This is a genomic window from Rouxiella silvae (genome assembly GCF_002093625.1).
Classification (GTDB): Bacteria; Pseudomonadota; Gammaproteobacteria; order Enterobacterales; family Enterobacteriaceae; genus Rouxiella; species Rouxiella silvae.
In genome coordinates this window covers 1-19,597 of the sequence record NZ_MRWD01000030.1, presented here as the reverse complement: position 1 = coordinate 19,597, position 19,597 = coordinate 1, and the positions used below count along the sequence as shown (strand labels likewise).

Here is a 19,597-nt window from a genome sequence, read left to right as displayed (position 1 = left end):
GCTGACAGACAAATTGGATTGATAAAAAAGGGTCGCGATATTCTCGCGACCCTTTTTTTTAAACGGTGAGTTTTATTTAGCCAGACCAGGTACGTCGTCCAACTCTTCACGTTCGTCGTCTTTTTCGTCTTTATCGAGCACGTTGTAGGCGACGGCGCAGAACAACGAGTTAAGGCGTTTCATGTCGCCCAGCAGCCCAAGATGCAGCGAACTGGTTTCAATGCTTTGTACGTTGTGCTGATGAAGCCTGTCAACGTGGGCGTGCGCATAACGGCGGTCAAGCAGGCGGAAACGATGTTTGGAACGACGCAGTCTTTTTGCACTGGTCAAATCGTTTGAAAGGAACACCGACAGGCTAAGTCGCAGGTTATCCACCAGCTTCTCATGCAAATTGTCGAGCTCACCGAGGCCTTCCGCCGAGAACGCGCGTCGGGTGTCGTGAGACTTGGCGGTGATATCACCGGTCATGCGTTCGATAATATCGCCGGCTTGCTCAAGGTTAAGCGCCATCTCGATGATTTCGGCCCAGCGACGAGAGTCGTCCTCTCCCAAATCTTCTTTATGAATTTGTGCCAGATAGAGTTTTATCGCGGTATACAGCACGTCGACATCGTCATCCAGGCGGCGAACCTCACGGTCGTTAGTTATCTTTCCATGCATCACTTCATGCTGCAGGATAAGCATATGTTCAACCACGTCACCCATGCGCAGCGTCTCACGCGCGGCATTAGCCAGCGCCAACGTAGGGGTGTCGATAGCGCTAACGTCCAGATGGCGAGGACGCAAACGTGGGTCATCTTCTGGCATATCGGCAATCCACAGTTCACAAATTCTTGCCATCATGCCAGCCATTGGCACCAGCGCCAGACAGCGGATCAGGTTATAGAAGACGTGGAAATAGATAACCAATTCCTCATCGGGGATACCAATTTTAGCCAACAGGCCAGTCAATGGCCCGATAAAGGGCAGCACGATCACGCAGCCAATCAGCTTGAAGAGTAGGCTCCCCAACGCAACTCGTCGACCGGCAGCATTTTGTTTACTGGCGTTGATCATCGCCAAAATACCGCTGCCGAGATTGGCACCGATGACCAGACACAGTGAAACTTTCAGTGAAATAACGCCCGTAGCCGCAAGCGTTGCCGTTAACAGCACCGCAGCGAGGCTGGAATAACTGATGATGGCAAAGACGGCACCGGTCAGGGCATCAAGAATGGTATCGCCAGTTAGCGACGAGAACAGCACCTTCACGCCCGACGCCTGAGTAATCGGCGTGGCGGCACTGACGATCAGTTCGAGAGCGAGCAGAATAAGGCCCAGACCAATTCCGACCCGCCCCATCTGCCCCGCCCGCGTCTGTTTGCGGCTAAGGAAGAACGACACGCCAACGAAGATAAGCAGCGGAGATAGCCACGAGAGGTCGAAAGTCAGCACGCGCGCCATCAGTGCGGTGCCAACATCGGCGCCGAGAATAATCACCAACGCCGGGGAAAGTGCGACCAGCCCCTGGGCAACAAACGAGGTCACCAGCAGTGCCGTGGCGTTGCTGCTCTGCACCAGTGCCGTAACACCGATGCCCGAAACAAACGCCAGAGGCTTCTTTTCAACACTGCTGCTGAGAACGCGGCGCAAATTGGCACCAAACACGCGCATGATGCCAGTACGCACAATGTGCGTACCCCATACGAGTAATGAAACAGCAGAAAGCAAATGAAGAAGAGTTAACACTAAAAAATAGCTCCTTTAGCGCCAGGCCTGGATAGGCCATCCTGCCTGCCTGGCGTGTTGGAGCAGGATAGCATCCGGATTAATGGCCACCGGATTGCCGACCAGGGTTAACAGCGGCAAATCGTTGTGCGAATCCGAATAAAAACTGGCGTGCTCAAGCCGGCTCGAGTCCTGATTTAACAGGGTCATCAACCGGGAGACTTTTCCTTCACGGAAAGTCGGCACGCCTTGGGTAAAACCGGTATACAGGCCGTCGACAATCTCAACGCCGATGGCCAGAGTTTCGTCCACGCCAAGAAATCTGGCAATAGCCGCAACCAGATGCTCGCCCGAGGCGGAAATGATAATGATCTGGCAGCCCTTAGCGTTATGCTCGGCCAAGCACGCGCGCGCGTCGTCATACACCCGCTCGGCAATAACTTCATGCACGAACCGCTCAACCATTGCGCTCACGTCGGGCACACTTCTGCCTTTCAGCGGGGTCAGCGTCCAGTTCATATATTCAGTCATGTCCATCTGGCCTAGTGCATACAGGCGCATCATTTCGGCATCCTGCTGCAAAAATATTTCCGGTTCAGCGACCCAACCCTGCTCAACCATAAAGGCTGACCACAGGCTGGAACAGTCTCCACCAATCAGCGTTTCATCAAGATCAAATAGCGCCAGATTCATGCAACTTCCCGTAAGGTATCAAGATCTAACTGTAGACCAATATCGGTGCCATCAGCGATGAGTGACGCAACGGAGCGGTTTAAAACGTCCACGGATAACTCGACATTGTGAGCCATAACACGATAACGAACGACGTTACCCAGCAGGCTGTGATTGATAATTCGGGCTGGAATACCCTGTTGTGGAGCACAAAAAGCGATCGACTCGGGCCTTATTGCCACCTGTGAAGGGTAGCTTTGGCCGGTCAGGGCATGTGCCTGCTCGGCGGTGAGCAGATTATAACTGCCAATAAATCCTGCCGCGAAAGCATTTACCGGAGCAGTATACAATGTTTCAGCGTCGCCATTCTGTACGATTTGTCCTTTATTCATCAGAACAATGCGGTCAGACATCGTCAACGCCTCCTCCTGATCGTGGGTCACAAAGATGGCAGTGAGGTTCATCTCGCGCTGAATACGGCGGATTTGCTCACGTAAATGCTTACGAATACGGGCATCCAGCGCCGAAAGCGGTTCATCGAGCAGCAGCAGTCGAGGCTCAGTTACCAGCGAACGTGCCAAAGCCACACGCTGACACTGGCCCCCAGAAAGTTGATGAGGATAACGACGGGCAAATTCGTTTAATTCCACCAGCGCCAACACCTCGGCCACTCGGCGTTTAACCTCACTGGTTGAGAGTTTCTGCATTTTCAGGCCAAACGCCACGTTGCCCTCAACCGTCATGTTAGGGAACAACGCATAGCTTTGAAACACCATGCCAATGCCGCGCTTTTGTGGCGTAAGTGGAACAATGTCTTGCCCCTGCAGAATGATTTTTCCACTGTCAACCGAGGTCAGGCCTGCCAGACAGCGCAGCAGCGTTGATTTTCCACAGCCACTTGGGCCAAGGAGGGTGACAAACTCGCCCTCTTTGGCGCTGAAATCAATATTATTGAAAATCTGCGTCTGGCCGTAGTGCTTGTTGAGTTGGGTGACTTCTAAATAGGACATATCAGCGCTTCCCTTTATTCAGAACGTTGGCCACCCAGGTAAATACCAAGACAACCACGAAATAGGAGATGACCAATGCGCTGGTGAAATGGCCACTGCCATTGCGCATATTGTAGAGATAAACCTGCAGCGTTTCATAGCGGCTGCCGACCAATAGGTTAGCAAACACAAACTCACCGATTAAAAACGAGAACGACAGCAGCACAGCAATCGACGCGCCCTTTCGCAAGTTTGGCAAAATCACCATCAGCGCGGCTTTCCAAGTGCTGGCGCCGAGCAAATGTGCCGCATCCATCAGGTCACGCATATTAATCGCCTGAATGTTGTTGGAAATGGCCCGATAGATAAACGGCAGTGCAATGGTGAAATAACAGCCAATCAAAATCCACGGAGTGCCCGTCAACTCAAACGGCGGAGAGGAGTACAGTTCCATCAGGCCGACCGAAGACACCACCGGCGGCACGGCAAAGGGCAGCAGGATCAACACATTCATCAGGGCATCAAGCCTTGGGAAATAGTAAGCAATCACAAACATAAGCGGCAGGATAAGCACCATCGAGAACAAAAGCGTCCCGAAGCACACCAGCAGCGAGTGTCCTAATGCCACCAGAAAACGCGGATCGCTCCAAAGAGCTATCAGCCATTTCAGGGTGAATCCGCTGGGTAAAATCGTTGCGCCCCAGTCCTCCACCAGCGCATAAATTAGCGTCGCTGCTAGCGGCAAGAGAAGAACGATAAACAGCAACCACACGATGAGCCGATGATAAATGCTTTCAGCACGCGACATGATTTGCCTCCAGAACCAGAATATTCACAGAATTAGCCTTAACGAACATTGAGATAGCTCCTGCGCAATATCCACTGATGTACCAGTGTAATGACTGCCATTAACAGCACGAGCAAAATCGCCAGGGCACTGCCCATATTCGGGTCGAGGGAGATATCACCCGATACTAGCGCCGCAATACGCACTGGCACCACGTTAAAGTTGCCGGTGGTTAGCGCATAAACCGTCGCGTAGGCACCGAGCGCGTTAGCCAGCAAAATGACGAAGGTCCCCATCAGAGCCGGGGCAAGCACCGGCAAACCAATATAGCGCCAAAAACGCCATTTCCCGGCCCCCAACAAGGCTGCCGACTCTTTCCAGTCTTCACGCAGTCCGTCGAAAGCTGGGTATAGCAGCAGCACGCCCAAGGGAATTTGAAAGTAGGTATACAGCACGATCAGGCCGTCTTTTGAGTACAGATTGAAGGTGCTCATCAGGCCATATTTACGCATTATCAGCGTGAGCGTGCCGTTGAGTCCCAGCAGAATGACGAAGGCAAAAGCCAAGGGTACGCCCGCAAAATTACTGGTCATGTTGGTAAAGGACATCACAAAATCGTGCAGTTTTGTCGGACCTAGCTGGCGAAGTGAGTAACTACCAACTAAAGCAATCAGCAAACCGTACAGGCTCGACCAAACCGAAATATCCAACGAGAATTTAATCGCCTGCAGATAAAAAGGTGAGGTCAATATGTCGCTGTAGTTACCAAAACCCCAGGCTTCATAAGTGTCGCTATAAAAGCTGCTCACCGCGACCCACACCAGAGGTGCAAGCTGGAAAGCAATAAAGAACACCGCGAAAGGCAGCACAAACAGCAGGGCGAGCCACTTAGCTTTCATCCGTTATCCTCGGCGGTTTCAGACCAGTAAATCCGCGCAGTGCGGTTTGTCGTGGCTGATATTGAGTAATTGGCAAACGGTGCCACACAGTTCAGTTTGTAACGGCTCGGCAGCAGCCATGCTGAATGCGCTGCCAAATACAAACATCGGCACCTGACGCTCTTCGTCAAGAATTCCGCCGTGGCTGCGATCGTTGTTCATGCCGTGATCGGCGGTGACAATCACCTGGTAACCCTCGGCTAACCAGTTATCAAGATAGTGAGAAAGAATTCCGTCGGCGACGCGCGCTTTGTTGCGATATTGCATCGAGTCCAATCCAAACTTATGGCCGGTATCATCGATATTCATGGGATGAATCAGCAAAAAGTCAGGATCATGCTTAAGGCGCAGGCTTTCCGCATCATCAAACAAATGGGAATCCGGATAGGTATCGTCGTAATAAAAATGCCCGTGCTGGATAGTCAGGCTTTTATCGTCGGTATGGCGATCGCGCGCTGGGGTAAAAGGCGTACGGTTATAAAGCTCGCTAACCCAGTGATAGGCCGCCGCCGCCGTAGTTAATCCCGCATCGCGCGCATAATGGAAAATGCTGCGCTGGGTTGATAAACGGTCGACGTGGTTGTGAACAATTCCACTGACCACCGGCGTTACGCCGGTAAGAATGCACTCATATAGCGGTCGTGACAGCGAAGGTAGCTCGCATTCCAGTTGATATAAGCGTCCGCGTCCTGCGGCACACTGTGCCTGTAAATATCCCATTGCATCGCGGGCTACCTGAAAATTCAGGCCGTCCAATACCACCAGAATGCTTTTCATTACGTGTGACCCTGATAAATTTATAAAAATTCAACACATGTCGAAGGCGATGACTTTTTAGTAACGATCTATTTAGCTTTAGTGAGAGCAACACCGTTCAATATTCTCACCAGAGTATTACCTGAAACATTTCCCTCCTCTTCAAGGTAGGAAAATGAATCCTCTAAAGATTTCGCGTTGCAGGAAGGCGGCGACCGAGTGTTTCCCGGGAGCTTACTGAAGTAAGTGACCGGGAAACGAGAGGGAGGCCAACGCCCCTGCGGTGCGAAAGATGACGAGGATTTATTGCTGCATGTTGATCATGACGTCTTCTTGCCACAAACGTGGGAGAGTCTTAGAACTCTTGTTCCAGGCTTCTGGGTCAGCAATCGGATGGGCATTAGCGTATTCGCTGTTTGGCAGCAGTTTAGCTTTCACGTCTTCTGGCAGAGTCAAATGTTCTGCGCGAATAGGTCGTGCATAACCGCGTGCCAGGTTGATTTGGCCAGCGTCAGAGAAGATATATTCGCGTGCCCACTTAGCGGCGTTAGGGTGCTTGCCGTATTTATTGATGATGGTTGAATAACCGGAGGTGATGCTGCCGTCAGACGGGATAACAACGTCAAAACGGGTTTTATCAATCTGGTCACGGTAGTTCAGGCCATTGAAGTCCCATACTACGCCAACCTGCACTTCACCTTTTTCCAGCGAAGCAATGACCGGATCCGTCAGGCTCAGACGGCCTGCTTTAGCCAGCTTGGCAAAATACTCCAGGCCAGGCTTGAGGTTTTTCTCGTTGCCACCCATCGCGTAAGTGGCCGCCAGCACGCCGTTAGCGGCCTGAGCCGCGGTGCTTACGTCGCCAATAGTCACTTTGTATTTGCCTTTCAGCAGGTCAGCCCAGCTGTGCGGCTCATCTTTAACCTGTGATTTATCAATGATAAACGCGATAGTGCCGGTGTAGGCTAGAACCCAGTTACCGTCTTTGTCTTTTGCCCAGGCAGGAACCTGATCCCAAGTGCTTGGTTTATAAGGCAGAGTTACACCCTCTTTCACCGCAACCGGACCAAAAGCGGCACCCACGTCACCGATGTCAGCGCTGGCATTATTTTTCTCCGCCAAGAATTTGGCGATTTCCTGCGCCGAACTCATGTCGGTATCACTGTGTTTGATGCCGTATTTAGTGTTTAAATCATTCCAGGTATCTTTCCAGTTTGCCCATGAGTCAGGCATACCGACGCTGTTTACCGTACCTTCAGCTTTAGCGGCTTTCTCAAGATCCGCAAGAGATTCGGCGGCAAACGCCGTCGTGGTGGTCATTACCAGCGCGGTGGTTAACACAGAAGCGAACAACTGTTTCATAACTGATGCTCCAGATGATAGTGTGTGTGAGTGCTGGTCTAGTCCAGCAAGAACCAAGCCAATCTAACGATCGTTTGTGATAATTATATGACAGCGTGAAAAAGCAGCATTTTTAAGCTCATCGCTGTTAGCGAGCGCACAAATTTTCGACCTTTACTTGCCATTGTGGTGCAAAAACGCACTGAAATGAGGCTGATGACCAATGAGTGAATCGCAGACCGCCGTAGCAACCATCTGCCAGACACTGAGTGAAAAGATAGCTGCCGGACTTTATTTTGCCGAGGGGCGACTGCCTTCGGAAAGAACGCTGAGCGAGCAATTCTCTACCACGCGAATAACGTTGCGCGAATCACTGAGTCAACTTGAGGCTCAAGGGTTGATTTATCGTGAAGTGCGCCGCGGATGGTTTATTTCCCCACCGCGCATTCTGTATAACCCGCTGCAACGCAGCCATTTCCATGCGATGGCTCAGGAACAGGGTCGTTTCGCGCAAACGGAACTGATTGATGCCTGTCAGAGAAGAGCCAGCGACAATCTATGCCAAAAGCTTAATCTGCCACTGCAAAGTGACATTTATTGCATTCGGCGACTGCGATATATCGATGGCCGCGCGGTGCTTTACGTTGAGCACTACCTTAATCCGCAATTTTTCCCCGATATTCTTCACGCCGACCTGACTCAATCGTTGACTGATCTGTATTTATCTCGCTATGGCATAAAGTATGGCCGAGTGCGTTTTGACATGGTGCCAACCCGTTTGCCACAGGAGGCGTCAGATGCATTGAAAGTGACAGCAGGAAGCCCGGCGCTATTTATTACCAGGATCAACCGCGATCAGCAGGATCGGGTTATTGACTGCGATCTTGAATACTGGCGCTATGATGCCTTACAGATCGACGTTGAGGTGGGGTAAAAAATTTTTCGGGACCAGAACTTATCTCCGTCTCCTTGCCCTTCCCAAAATGGGTTAAAGGCCAAGAAGACGGACAATAATCGATTAATCAGCGTCGTATCCGAGATTAGGTGCCAACCAGCGCTCGACCTCGGAAACAGGCATGCCCTTACGTGCCGCATAATCTTCGACCTGATCGCGCTGAATCTGGGCAACCGCAAAGTACTTGCTGTCCGGGTGGCTGAAATACCAACCTGAAACGGCGGCACCCGGCCACATGGCGAACGATTCGGTCAGTTGCATACCGGTATGAGTTTCAACATCCAGCAGCTTCCAGATCTGGCCTTTTTCGGTATGCTCGGGACAAGCCGGGTAACCCGGCGCAGGACGAATCCCCTGATAATTCTCGCGGATCAGCTCTTCATTACTCAACTTCTCATCGGCAGCAAAGCCCCAGTGGACCTTGCGCACCTGTTCGTGCAGATATTCTGCAAACCCTTCAGCTAATCGGTCTGACAGCGCTTTAATCATTATTTTATTGTAATCATCGTGCTGCCGATCATAAGCCTCGGCCAGTGCGTCCTCTTCCAAACCGCCGGTTACCGCGAAGGCCCCCATATAATCGGATTTACCGCTGGATTTTGGTGCCACAAAGTCCGCCAAGCAGTAGTTAGCAAAGTCAGTTTTTTCAGTTTGCTGACGCAGATGATGACTGACCACTAGCACCTCATCTCGGCTTTCATCGCGATAAATTTCAATATCATCGCCGACGCGGTTTGCCGGGAACAGCCCGAAAACACCGCGGGGATTGAGCAGCTTTTCATTCGAGAGCTTATCAAGCAGGTCATTGGCATCCTGGAACAGGCGTTTAGCCTCTTCACCCACGATTTCGTCTTCCAGAATACGTGGATATTTACCTGCCAGAGACCAGGTCATGAAGAACGGCGTCCAGTCGATATAGTGACGCAACGTTTCAACGCTGGCTTCAACCTGCTGGATCCCTAAACGCAGGGCGACGGGCGGCGTATAGTTTTCCCAGTCGAGGGCACTGGCATTCGCGCGAGCAATATCGAGGCTAACCGGTGGCGTACGCGGCTTTTTACGGGCGTGCTGTATGCGCACCGTTTCGTATTCTTTACGCGTTTTTTCAACAAACACATCGTGCTGCGTGTCTGACAACAGGGCTGACACCACCCCTACGGAACGCGAGGCATTCTGCACGTAGGTGGTTGAGCCGTGATAATTTTGTTCAATTTTTACTGCCGTGTGCGCTTTTGAAGTCGTCGCTCCGCCAATCAGTAAGGGAATGGTGAAACCCCGGCGCTGCATTTCTTTGGCGACGTTAACCATTTCATCAAGAGACGGTGTTATCAGACCAGAAAGGCCAATAATATCCACCTTCTCTTCAATGGCGGTTTTCAGAATTTTATCGGTCGGCACCATCACGCCCAAATCGATAATTTCGTAATTATTACACTGCAACACAACGCCGACGATGTTCTTGCCGATGTCATGCACGTCGCCTTTCACCGTCGCCAGCAGAATTTTACCGTTGGTTTTACCCTTCTCCTTGCTGGCTTCAATGTACGGCTGCAGATAGGCAACCGCCTGCTTCATAACGCGGGCGGATTTCACCACCTGCGGCAGGAACATTTTCCCCTCGCCGAATAGGTCGCCCACCACGTTCATGCCATCCATCAGTGGGCCTTCAATAACTTCAATTGGCCGAGCGGAGAGTTGACGTGCCTCTTCGGTATCGAGCTCAATAAATTCGGTGATACCTTTTACCAGTGAATATTCGAGACGTTTTCTGACTTCCCAGCCGCGCCATTCCGCCTGCTGTTTGTTGGCTTCGCCGTCGTCTTTGCTACCTCGGTATTTCTCGGCCAAATCAAGAAGGCGCTCTGTTCCGTCCTCTCGACGGTTGAGGATCACATCTTCAACCGCATTACGCAGCTCGTCGCTTAAATCGTCGTAAATCGCCAGCTGACCGGCATTGACGATACCCATATCCATGCCGTTACGAATGGCGTGATACAGGAATACGGCGTGGATGGCTTCACGTACGGGGTCATTCCCGCGAAACGAAAAGGAAACGTTGGAAACACCGCCAGAAATCATCGCATGAGGCAGCTCGGCCTTAATGTCGGCACAGGCATCGATAAAATCTACCGCGTAGTTGTTATGCTCTTCGATACCGGTCGCAACGGCGAAAATATTCGGGTCGAAAATGATGTCTTCGGGTGGAAAGCCCACTTCTTTGGTCAACAGATTGTAGGCGCGACGGCAAATTTCTATTTTACGCGCCCGCGTATCGGCCTGACCCATTTCGTCAAAAGCCATCACCACCATGGCAGCACCGTAACGGCGCACCTTGCGAGCATGTTTGAGAAAAGCCTCTTCCCCTTCTTTCATTGAAATTGAGTTAACAATCCCTTTGCCCTGAATACATTTCAGCCCTTTTTCAATGACATCCCATTTTGAGGAGTCAATCATAATAGGCACACGGGCAATATCGGGCTCACCGGCAATCAAATTCAGAAACTTGACCATCGCAGCTTCGGCATCAAGCATGCCTTCGTCCATGTTGATATCGATGATTTGCGCACCGCTTTCAACCTGCTGACGCGCCACGGCCAGCGCTTCCAAATATTTCTCTTCTTTAATGAGCTTTTTGAAGCGGGCAGAACCCGTGACGTTGGTACGCTCACCGACGTTAACAAATAGTGTTTTGGGGTCGATGGTCAAAGGTTCGAGACCCGCAAGACGACAGGCAACCGGAATTTCAGGCAGCTTGCGCGGAGGAACGCCTTCAAGCACCTTAACCATTGCCGCAATGTGTGCTGGCGTGGTGCCGCAGCAGCCCCCCACAATGTTCAGGAATCCAGAACGTGCCCACTCGCCAATGTGCTCGGCCATCTCTTTGGCTTCAAGGTCATACTCACCAAAGGCGTTGGGCAAACCGGCGTTTGGGTGCGCGGTAACGTAGCACTCGGAAATGCGCGAAAGCTCGGCAACGTATTGACGCAGCTCGTCAGGACCCAATGCACAGTTAAGGCCAAAGGTTAGCGGCTTGACGTGGCGCAGCGAGTTATAAAACGCCTCCGTCGTTTGACCCGACAGGGTGCGACCGGATGCGTCGGTAATGGTGCCCGAGATCATCACCGGCAGCAGTACGCCCATCTCTTCAAACACGGTTTCAACGGCAAAGGTCGCCGCCTTGGCGTTCAAGGTGTCGAAGATCGTCTCAACCATGATCAGATCCGCACCGCCTTCGATCAATGCACGGGTCGATTCACAATAGGCCTCGACCAGTTGATCGAATGAGACGTTGCGGTATGCGGGATCGTTGACGTCAGGAGAGATCGACGCCGTGCGGTTGGTTGGGCCCAGTACCCCAGCCACATAACGCGGTTTCTCCGGCGTGCGTGCAGTCCATTCGTCGGCACAGATGCGGGCGAGCCGCGCCGCCTCATAGTTTATCTCGGCTGAAAGCGACGCCATGTGGTAATCGGCCATGGCGATGGTGGTAGAGTTAAAGGTGTTGGTTTCAAGGATGTCGGCACCGGCTTCAAGATAGCCATAATGGATAGCCGTGATAACCTCTGGCTTGGTCAGCACCAACAGGTCGTTGTTACCTTTGAGATCGCTTTCCCAATCGGCAAAACGTTCGCCGCGATAGTCTTCTTCTTCAAGATGGTAGCTTTGGATCATGGTGCCCATGCCACCGTCCAGAACGAGAATGCGCTTCGCTAGCTGTTCATGCAGTGCTTCAACTCGATTTGTCACTTTCACCTCATCACTCATCACCGGCAATCATCCTAGCATACCTTGGCTGGGCGCAGTGTTCGCCTGGATGTGAGACTTTTTCATCAAATTCTCGAGCCTTATTCCAAGGCCTATGCAACACATCGGATGAGCGCAAAACCTGTTTGCGATCCATACTGTAAAAACGAAAACGAATTCCAAAATAATATTTTAATGCCGATATCTTAGGCAACGCTGACAAGGGAAAGCATGATGGTGACTTCTTCAGCCACGGCGGTAAAACGCACAAAGAAAGCGAAAAACACAACGGCCAGCGCCAGTGCAGCAACCGGTCAGGTTCAGTCTTTAACGCGCGGTTTGAAACTGCTGGAATATATTGCCGAGGCACAAGGCAGCGTGGCACTAACCGATCTTGCACAGCAGGCCGGGCTGCCTAATTCAACCACTCATCGACTGTTGACTACTATGCAGCAGCAAGGTTTTGTGCGCCAAGTAGGGGACTTGGGGCTGTGGACTATTGGTTCGCATGCCTTTGTCGTCGGCAGCAGCTTCCTGCAAAGCCGCAACCTGCTGGCAATGGTACATCCGATGTTGCGACGTTTGATGGAAGAATCTGGAGAAACGGTAAACCTGGCGGTGCTCGATCACAGCGACTATCAGGCGATCATTATCGATCAGGTGCAATGCAACGCGCTGATGCGCATGTCGGCACCGATTGGTGGCAAGCTGCCAATGCATGCCTCGGGGGCGGGCAAGGCCTTCCTTTCGACGCTGCCGGAAGAGCGCCTGGTAAAAATGCTGCATAAAATTGGTTTACACAGCTACACGCCACTGACGCGCACCTCACCGGCTAACCTGAAACAGGAGCTGGCCGACACCCGTAAACGCGGCTATGCCTTTGATGATGAAGAACATGCGCTGGGATTACGCTGTGTGGCGACCTGTATTTATGATGAACACAACGATGCCTATGCGGCCATTTCCATTTCAGGGCCTATTTCAAGAATTACCGATGATCGCGTGACTGAGCTTGGCGCACTCGTTATCCACGCGGCGAAAGAAATAACCCAAGCCTACGGCGGCGGAAAACATTAATTGTGCATTCGACGGGGACAATAATTAGGCGTTTAGCGGCTGCTGAATCCTGTGGCTAAAGCGCTGCCTGGGGCGATAGGCGTAAACGTCTTCAATATGTCCATCAAGAATGCGCTGCTGCAGGCTACGCCAGTAATCGGGGCAAAACAGGTCACCGTGCAACACGTCAAAAAGCGGACGAAGGCGTTTATCACTGCACAGGAAGTAGCGAAACTCTTCAGGGAACACGTCATTCTCAGCCACACTGTACCAAGGTCCATTGGCCAATTCGTCTTCGGGATAAAGCGCGGGCGGCAGATTTCGGAAATTAATCTGAGTCATATAGCAAATCTCGTCGTAATCGTAAAATACGACGCGGCCGTGACGGGTAACACCAAAGTTCTTAAACAGCATATCGCCAGGAAAAATATTGGCCGCTGCTAACTGCTTGATAGCATTACCGTACTCTTCAATGACATCGTGCAACTGCTGGGACGTAGCGTGCTCAAGATAAATATTCAACGGCGTCATGCGACGTTCAATGTATAAATGCCGCACGGCGATGCTGTCCCCCAAGTCTTCAATTTTATTGGCCGCTTCGCGCTGTAACTCTTCCATCAGCTCTGGGCTAATACGATTCTTGGGTAAGATGAAATGCTCAAACTCCTGCGTGTCAGCCATTCGTCCGACACGATCATGCTCTTTAACCAGCTGATAGCACTCGCGAACCCGCTGCTCAGTCACCTGCTTAGGGGGAGTGAAACGGTCTTTAATGACTTTAAAAACTCGGTCGCTACCGGTTAGGGTAAATACCAGCATCACCATGCCTTTTACGCCTGGAGCAATAATAAACTGATCTTCACTTAGCGCCATATAGCGCAAATGCTCTCGATAACATTCTGTTTTTGCGTGTTTTTGACAGCCAATAGAACTGTAAAGCTCAGCGGTTGTTTTAGCGGGCAATATCTCACGCAGCCACTCAACCAATGCACCGGGATTAGGGGCATAAACCATAAAGTAAGATCGAGCAAAGCCAAAGACGATGCTGGCATCATCATGTTGGGTCAAACAGCTGTCGACAAACAGTTTGCCGTGAGGCGTTTGATGTATCGGCAGCAAGAACGGGTGAACCTGCTCTTGAAGACGAATTTTTCCGACCAGCCACGCGGCTTTATTGCGATAAAAAAGCTCGGTAGCCATTTCAAACTGCGCATCGGCGAGCGTATTTGGATCTAAGGCATCGGCCAGTGCGCTAGCAATAGCATCAACGTCTCTTTCAATGTCATCCCACGGTAGTTGCAGTGGCAATTCCATTAACAGCTTGTGTAGCAGAATAGAAAGCCCTTCCGTCTGCGAAAGGATTCTGGCCAACGGACGATGCAGTTGGCTACCGCTTCCAGCCTGCTGCTCACTGAAAATAAAGAGTTTGTCCGCCGTTAAATCACGGTGTTTGAAGATGCGACAATAGACCGAATTAAAGAAGCTTTCAGCTATCTCGCCGCGCGGATAGTCGGGTAACAGTTCGCTGTAGCAAGCTTTTACACGGCTAACGAAGGCTGCATCAAAAAAGTGAGGCCCGGTAATACACCTGAGCTGGCTGGCCACTAAACCAACGTGGTGGTCATAAAGATGAATTCTCTGCTTCATTGCTTGCTGTACGGCCAACCAGTCAGCCTGTTCAAAACGACGTTGCGCACCGGAAGTGACTTCCAAAAAACGGCCATACTGAGCATCAAAACCTTGCAGGATGGTTTGGGCAATGAGCAGTTCGGTCTTCATCATCTACCCTCTGTAAATTGTTCGATTAAAAAGGGTCCAATTAACACTGGACCCCTGGCTATATTAGGAAAACTGCTGCTCTTCGGTTGAGCCAGTCAACGCGGTTACCGACGAGTGCCCCCCTTGAATAATAGTGGTCACTTTATCGAAATAACCGGTGCCCACTTCTTGCTGATGCGAGGCAAAGGTGTAGCCACGTGCCACAGCATCAAACTCTGGTTGCTGCACTTTTTCGACGTAATGCTTCATGCCTTCGCCCTGTGCATAGGCATGCGCCAGATCGAACATGTTGAACCACATACTGTGGATACCCGCCAAAGTAATAAACTGGTACTGGTAGCCCATTGCCGCCAGTTGATCCTGGAAACTGGCGATGGTCTTATCGTCCAGATTCTTCTTCCAGTTAAACGAAGGTGAGCAGTTATAGGCCAGTAATTTACCTGGGAATTGCTGATGAATGGCGTCGGCAAAGCGTTTAGCCAATGCAAGGTCGGGCGTAGACGTTTCACACCAGACAATATCGGCATAGGCCGCATAGGCTAGACCTCGGGAAATTGCCTGCTCTATGCCAGCATGTGTGCGGTAAAAGCCTTCATGAGTGCGTTCGCCGGTAATAAACTCGCTGTCATAAGGGTCGCAGTCGGACGTCAGCAGGTCGGCGGCATCAGCATCTGTTCGCGCGACAACTAACGTTGGAACTCCAAGAACGTCCGCCGCCAAACGCGCTGATACCAGCTTCTGCACCGCTTCCTGCGTCGGAACCAACACCTTGCCGCCCATGTGTCCGCACTTTTTCACCGCGGCCAGTTGATCTTCAAAGTGCACCGCCGCGGCTCCGGCCTCAATCATCGATTTCATCAGTTCAAATGAGTTGAGCACCCCGCCAAAACCGGCCTCCGCATCGGCAACGATCGGCAAAAAATAGTCGGTGTAGCCTGACTGACCCGGCTCAATGTTATTGGACCATTGGATTTGGTCAGCACGGCGGAACGTATTATTGATACGCGCCACCACCTCGGGCACTGAGTTCACCGGGTAAAGCGACTGATCGGGGTACATGCTCGATGCAGTATTTGCGTCGGCGGCAACCTGCCAGCCCGAAAGATAGATAGCTTCGATGCCCGCTTTGGCCTGCTGTAAAGCCTGTCCGCCGGTCAACGCACCGAGACAGTTCACATAGCCTTTGCGCGATGCGCCGTGCAGGAGATTCCATAAACGCTGCGCCCCATGTTGTGCCAATGTGCACTCGGGGTTAACCGAGCCGCGCAGGCTGATAACTTCTGCGGCAGTATAAGGACGAACAATACCTTTCCAGCGAGGCTGCGACCATATCTCTTCAAGCTGCTGAATTTGTTGGGTACGGGTTGTTTTCATAACGCTATCTCCACATAATTTTAGGCTTTTATCAGGCCAGCAGCGCATAGCCTGGCAGCGTGAGGAAGTCGATCAGTTCATCCTGAGTCGTGATTTTTTCCATAAGTGCCGCGGCCTCGTGAAAACGCCCTGAGCTAAACCGCTGCTCACCCAGTTCTTGCTGGATGACCTGCATCTCTTCTGCCAACATCCGCTGAAAGAGTGCTTTAGTTACCTGTTGTCCGTCGTCCAGCGTTTTGCCGTGATGGATCCACTGCCAGATGGAAGTTCGGGAGATTTCTGCGGTAGCGGCATCCTCCATTAACCCATAAATTGGCACGCAGCCATTACCTGAAATCCAGGCCTCGATGTACTGCACGGCAACGCGAATATTGGCGCGCATACCTTCGGCAGTCCGTGAACCGGAACAAGGCTCAAGCAGCGCCTCTGCGTTAATCGGCGCATCGTGTTCACGTAAGACGTCCAACTGATTTGCTCGTGTTCCCAAGGCTTTATTGAATACAGACATGGCGGTATCGGCTAAACCTGGATGTGCAATCCAGGTGCCGTCATGCCCATTCGCTGCCTCCAGCTCTTTGTCTTTTATCACTTTATTTAGCACCCATTCATTGCGCTGCGGGTCCTTACTGGGAATAAATGCCGCCATGCCGCCCATAGCAAAGGCGCCACGTCGATGGCAGGTCTTAATCAACAATCGTGAATAAGCGCTGAGGAATGGTTGTTCCATAGTCACGACCTGACGATCGGGAAGTACCCGTTCGGGGTGATTTTTCAGTGTTTTGATATAACTGAATATATAGTCCCAACGTCCACAGTTCAGACCTACAATATGATCCCGCAGGTGATAAAGGATTTCGTCCATTTGGAACACGGCGGGAAGAGTTTCAATCAATACGGTCGCCTTAATGGTACCGCGCGGTAGCCCAACGCTGTCTTCGGCATAACTAAAGACCTGACTCCACCACTGCGCCTCTTTGTAAGACTGCATTTTAGGCAGGTAAAAATAGGGGCCACTGCCTTTTGCCAACAGTTCGCGGTAGTTGTGAAAGAAATAAAGGGCAAAATCAAACAGCCCGCCGGGGATCGGCTCGCCCTCCCACATCACGTGCTTCTCAGGCAGATGCATCCCTCTTACCCGACAAACTAACACTGCAGGATTTGGCTTTAGTTGATAAATCTTCCCTGATTCATTGGTATAGCTAATCGTCCCCTTTACCGCATCACGCAGATTGATTTGTCCTTCAATAACTTTTGCCCACTCGGGAGCGAGGGAATCCTCAAAATCAGCCATAAAGACTTTGACGTTGGCATTCAACGCATTGATGACCATTTTGCGCTCTACGGGACCGGTAATCTCGACACGCCGGTCGCGCAGGTCATTGGGGATACTTTTAATTTGCCATTCAGATTCTCTAATGGAAGTCATTTCCGAAATAAAATCAGGCAGCACTCCCCTGTCTATATTGGCCTGCACAGTCTTCCTTTCGGTAAGCAACTGACTACGGGAAGGGGTGAATTGGCTGACCAGATCGGATAAAAAGTCTATTGCCTGCTCGGTTAAAACGCTGGAGGCCTGTTCCGAGAACTGGCGTGTAAAGGCGAGTGGACTGCGGGTTATCTGCTGTGACATCAACATTCTCCTGACTTATCAAGGTAATCAGCGGTTAAATATCTGAGTGCTATGCGATTGCCTTGGCCATATACCCGACATCTCCAGGATCGTTTTGAATAACACGATCCGGCAGGTCATTTAGTAGCCAATAGAATTAAGCGTAACCAATAAATACGTAAAATCAAAAACGATTTCCATTTTTATTTAAAATAAAAATAAACATGTTTTTATTCATTGAGTTAACGGAATAAATTTTTTATTAAAAACAGGATTGATTTCCACTTTTGAAAAAAGAAGGGATCTTGTCTAGGTTCGAGAGGGAGGGAGAATAACTGGCGGGTGGAAACGACAACGGCCAATTTAATGGCCGTTGTGTTGGGATGATCAACAACAGATCAGTCGAGAGTTCATTCCAGCGTAGGATTCATATGACGGAGATCGAAAGGTGTTATCTGGTAGACATAATAATTCAGCCAATTGGTAAACAACAGATGTCCATGACTGCGCCAACTGGCCTTAGGTGCCAATTCTGCATTGTCGTTCGGGAAATAGTTAGTAGGCATATCAGGCGACAGGCCTGCTTCTAGGTCACGCAGGTACTCACCCGCCAAGGTTCCGGCGTCATATTCAGGATGACCGGTAACGAATGCCATACGCTTGTCTTTAGTAGCAAACAGATAAGCGCCAGCGTCTTCTGACTCAGCCAAAATATCGAGGTCGGTGTATTTACGCAGCTCTTCAATGGGGAAGTCAGCATAACGTGAATGTGGTGCGAGGAAGGACTCGTCGAATCCACGGGTCAATAAAGCCAGCGGCTGTAGCGTTTGATGAGCATACACACCTGAAAGTTTGGTTTCTCGGGTCATTTTCGGCGTCCCATAAAGCACGTTAAGCGCTGCCTGTACGGCCCAGCAAACAAACAGGGTAGAAGTTACATGCTCTTTTGCCCAATGAACGATGCGTTCAATTTGCGGCCAATAGGCAACGTCGCAGAAATCGACTAAACCCAGTGGCGCACCGGTGACTATCAGGCCGTCATAGTTGTCGTGCTGGATATCTTCGAAGTCACAGTAGAAATTATTCAAATGTTCCGCAGGTGTGTTCTTTGACTCACGGCTGTCGATGCGCAGCAGTTGAACATCAATCTGCAAGGGGGAATTGGAAAGTAGACGTAAGAACTGATTCTCAGTCTCGATCTTCTTCGGCATCAAATTGAGTATCAGCACTTTTAATGGGCGAATTTCTTGAGTTTTTGCACGTGAAGACGTCATCACAAAAACGTTTTCATTGCGTAAAAAGCTCACGGCTGGTAACTCATCTGGAACCCGAATCGGCATAACAACTTCCTCACTGCATCCGCTTATACGTTTAGACATCTAGATGCCTGAAGATAGCGGGTTTCGGGAGCCATGTCGAGCTTGTAATCACAAGGTGAAAATTATTCAGCATATTGCTATATATTCATAATCTTTAGTTATTTAGGACGTAAAAAAATGAGGGTTTGGCTATTTACAACGCACGAATATGACCAATAATCATCCTGTATTCAGACGCAAAAAGGCCCCTGTCTGACGACAGGGGCCCGATTTTCGTGGCCGTTGACCCGGCTTTTCGCCCTTTTACAAACGTCAATTAGCAAAAAACCCCAGCTTTCGCTGAGGTTCTGTGCTTTATTTGATGCCTGGCAGTTTATGTACGACTTCGTCATACACCCTTCGGGCCGTTGCAAGCAACGTGCTAAAAGCGAAGCTTTTAGTCCTGCTCTCTTCTCGAGCAGGCAACCGGCCATCAACGAGTTAAACAAAAAAACCTCAGTCTTTCGACTGAGGTTTCTCTGTTTATTTGATGCCTGGCAGTTCCCTACTCTCGCATGGGGAGACCCCACAC

Annotated in this window: 14 protein-coding genes; 2 read left to right on the top strand and 12 right to left on the bottom strand. The window is 50.8% G+C overall.

The genetic code is table 11. The features are described 5' to 3' along the window. Positions 1 to 72: 72 nt before the first annotated feature. The 7 genes from BS639_RS13365 to BS639_RS13335 all read right to left on the bottom strand — a co-directional run bounded on the left by BS639_RS13365 (position 73) and on the right by BS639_RS13335 (position 7,211). Positions 73 to 1,728 carry a Na/Pi cotransporter family protein gene (locus tag BS639_RS13365; RefSeq protein ID WP_055774128.1) on the bottom strand — a complete coding sequence of 552 codons (1,656 nt, stop codon included), beginning with the start codon at positions 1,726 to 1,728 and terminating at the stop codon, positions 73 to 75. 15 nt (positions 1,729 to 1,743) lie between these two features. Next, positions 1,744 to 2,400 (bottom strand): HAD family hydrolase, encoded by a 657-nt coding sequence (locus tag BS639_RS13360; protein ID WP_084983323.1) that lies wholly within the window; start codon positions 2,398 to 2,400, stop codon positions 1,744 to 1,746. Continuing rightward, complete coding sequence (locus BS639_RS13355) at positions 2,397 to 3,389, bottom strand: ABC transporter ATP-binding protein (protein ID WP_084983322.1); 993 nt, start codon at positions 3,387 to 3,389, stop codon at positions 2,397 to 2,399. The genes BS639_RS13360 and BS639_RS13355 overlap by 4 nt, the downstream gene beginning before the upstream one ends. A gap of 1 nt (position 3,390) precedes the next feature. After that, on the bottom strand, positions 3,391 to 4,176 hold the full coding sequence (locus tag BS639_RS13350; protein ID WP_084983321.1) for an ABC transporter permease: 786 nt from the start codon (positions 4,174 to 4,176) through the stop codon (positions 3,391 to 3,393). 38 nt (positions 4,177 to 4,214) lie between these two features. Further along, positions 4,215 to 5,054, bottom strand: a complete 840-nt coding sequence (locus BS639_RS13345; RefSeq protein ID WP_055774121.1) for an ABC transporter permease — start codon at positions 5,052 to 5,054, stop codon at positions 4,215 to 4,217. A gap of 18 nt (positions 5,055 to 5,072) precedes the next feature. After that, positions 5,073 to 5,870 carry an alkaline phosphatase family protein gene (locus BS639_RS13340; protein ID WP_055774119.1) on the bottom strand — a complete coding sequence of 266 codons (798 nt, stop codon included), beginning with the start codon at positions 5,868 to 5,870 and terminating at the stop codon, positions 5,073 to 5,075. 282 nt (positions 5,871 to 6,152) lie between these two features. Beyond that, on the bottom strand, positions 6,153 to 7,211 hold the full coding sequence (locus BS639_RS13335) for an ABC transporter substrate-binding protein (protein WP_055774117.1): 1,059 nt from the start codon (positions 7,209 to 7,211) through the stop codon (positions 6,153 to 6,155). A 202-nt stretch (positions 7,212 to 7,413) separates the two neighbouring features. Here BS639_RS13335 and BS639_RS13330 point away from each other — a divergent pair, with 202 nt between their 5' ends. Then, positions 7,414 to 8,124, top strand: coding sequence for a UTRA domain-containing protein (locus BS639_RS13330; protein WP_084983320.1), 711 nt, complete (start codon positions 7,414 to 7,416; stop codon positions 8,122 to 8,124). 84 nt (positions 8,125 to 8,208) lie between these two features. Here the strand turns inward: BS639_RS13330 and metH are convergent, their stop codons facing one another. Continuing rightward, positions 8,209 to 11,910, bottom strand: a complete 3,702-nt coding sequence (gene metH, locus BS639_RS13325; RefSeq protein WP_084983319.1) for a methionine synthase — start codon at positions 11,908 to 11,910, stop codon at positions 8,209 to 8,211. Between the two features lie 213 nt (positions 11,911 to 12,123). Between metH and iclR the strand changes: the two genes are divergently transcribed. Continuing rightward, entirely contained in the window at positions 12,124 to 12,966 is an 843-nt protein-coding gene (iclR, locus tag BS639_RS13320) for a glyoxylate bypass operon transcriptional repressor IclR (protein ID WP_084983318.1), read from the top strand. 24 nt (positions 12,967 to 12,990) lie between these two features. On the opposite strand, the gene aceK is transcribed toward iclR, so the two are convergent. The 4 genes from aceK to metA all read right to left on the bottom strand — a co-directional run bounded on the left by aceK (position 12,991) and on the right by metA (position 19,047). Next, positions 12,991 to 14,724 carry a bifunctional isocitrate dehydrogenase kinase/phosphatase gene (gene aceK / locus BS639_RS13315; protein ID WP_084983339.1) on the bottom strand — a complete coding sequence of 578 codons (1,734 nt, stop codon included), beginning with the start codon at positions 14,722 to 14,724 and terminating at the stop codon, positions 12,991 to 12,993. A 63-nt stretch (positions 14,725 to 14,787) separates the two neighbouring features. Then, on the bottom strand, positions 14,788 to 16,098 hold the full coding sequence (aceA, locus tag BS639_RS13310) for an isocitrate lyase (RefSeq protein ID WP_055774109.1): 1,311 nt from the start codon (positions 16,096 to 16,098) through the stop codon (positions 14,788 to 14,790). A 31-nt stretch (positions 16,099 to 16,129) separates the two neighbouring features. After that, complete coding sequence (aceB, locus tag BS639_RS13305; protein WP_084983317.1) at positions 16,130 to 17,728, bottom strand: malate synthase A; 1,599 nt, start codon at positions 17,726 to 17,728, stop codon at positions 16,130 to 16,132. A 389-nt stretch (positions 17,729 to 18,117) separates the two neighbouring features. Continuing rightward, positions 18,118 to 19,047 (bottom strand): homoserine O-acetyltransferase MetA, encoded by a 930-nt coding sequence (gene metA / locus BS639_RS13300; RefSeq protein WP_055774105.1) that lies wholly within the window; start codon positions 19,045 to 19,047, stop codon positions 18,118 to 18,120. Between the last annotated feature and the right edge of the window lie 550 nt (positions 19,048 to 19,597).

Excerpts from the sequence above, each read along its gene's own strand:
- BS639_RS13360 (WP_084983323.1), bottom strand. The coding sequence starts at position 2,400 with ATGAATCTGGCGCTATTTGATCTTGATGAAACGCTGATTGGTGGAGAC.
- BS639_RS13355 (WP_084983322.1), bottom strand. The coding sequence starts at position 3,389 with ATGTCCTATTTAGAAGTCACCCAACTCAACAAGCACTACGGCCAGACG.
- BS639_RS13350 (WP_084983321.1), bottom strand. The coding sequence starts at position 4,176 with ATGTCGCGTGCTGAAAGCATTTATCATCGGCTCATCGTGTGGTTGCTG.
- BS639_RS13345 (WP_055774121.1), bottom strand. The coding sequence starts at position 5,054 with ATGAAAGCTAAGTGGCTCGCCCTGCTGTTTGTGCTGCCTTTCGCGGTG.
- BS639_RS13340 (WP_055774119.1), bottom strand. The coding sequence starts at position 5,870 with ATGAAAAGCATTCTGGTGGTATTGGACGGCCTGAATTTTCAGGTAGCC.
- BS639_RS13335 (WP_055774117.1), bottom strand. The coding sequence starts at position 7,211 with ATGAAACAGTTGTTCGCTTCTGTGTTAACCACCGCGCTGGTAATGACC.
- BS639_RS13330 (WP_084983320.1), top strand. The coding sequence starts at position 7,414 with ATGAGTGAATCGCAGACCGCCGTAGCAACCATCTGCCAGACACTGAGT.
- metH (WP_084983319.1), bottom strand. The coding sequence starts at position 11,910 with ATGAGTGATGAGGTGAAAGTGACAAATCGAGTTGAAGCACTGCATGAA.
- iclR (WP_084983318.1), top strand. The coding sequence starts at position 12,124 with ATGGTGACTTCTTCAGCCACGGCGGTAAAACGCACAAAGAAAGCGAAA.
- aceK (WP_084983339.1), bottom strand. The coding sequence starts at position 14,724 with ATGAAGACCGAACTGCTCATTGCCCAAACCATCCTGCAAGGTTTTGAT.
- aceA (WP_055774109.1), bottom strand. The coding sequence starts at position 16,098 with ATGAAAACAACCCGTACCCAACAAATTCAGCAGCTTGAAGAGATATGG.
- aceB (WP_084983317.1), bottom strand. The coding sequence starts at position 17,728 with ATGTCACAGCAGATAACCCGCAGTCCACTCGCCTTTACACGCCAGTTC.
- metA (WP_055774105.1), bottom strand. The coding sequence starts at position 19,047 with ATGCCGATTCGGGTTCCAGATGAGTTACCAGCCGTGAGCTTTTTACGC.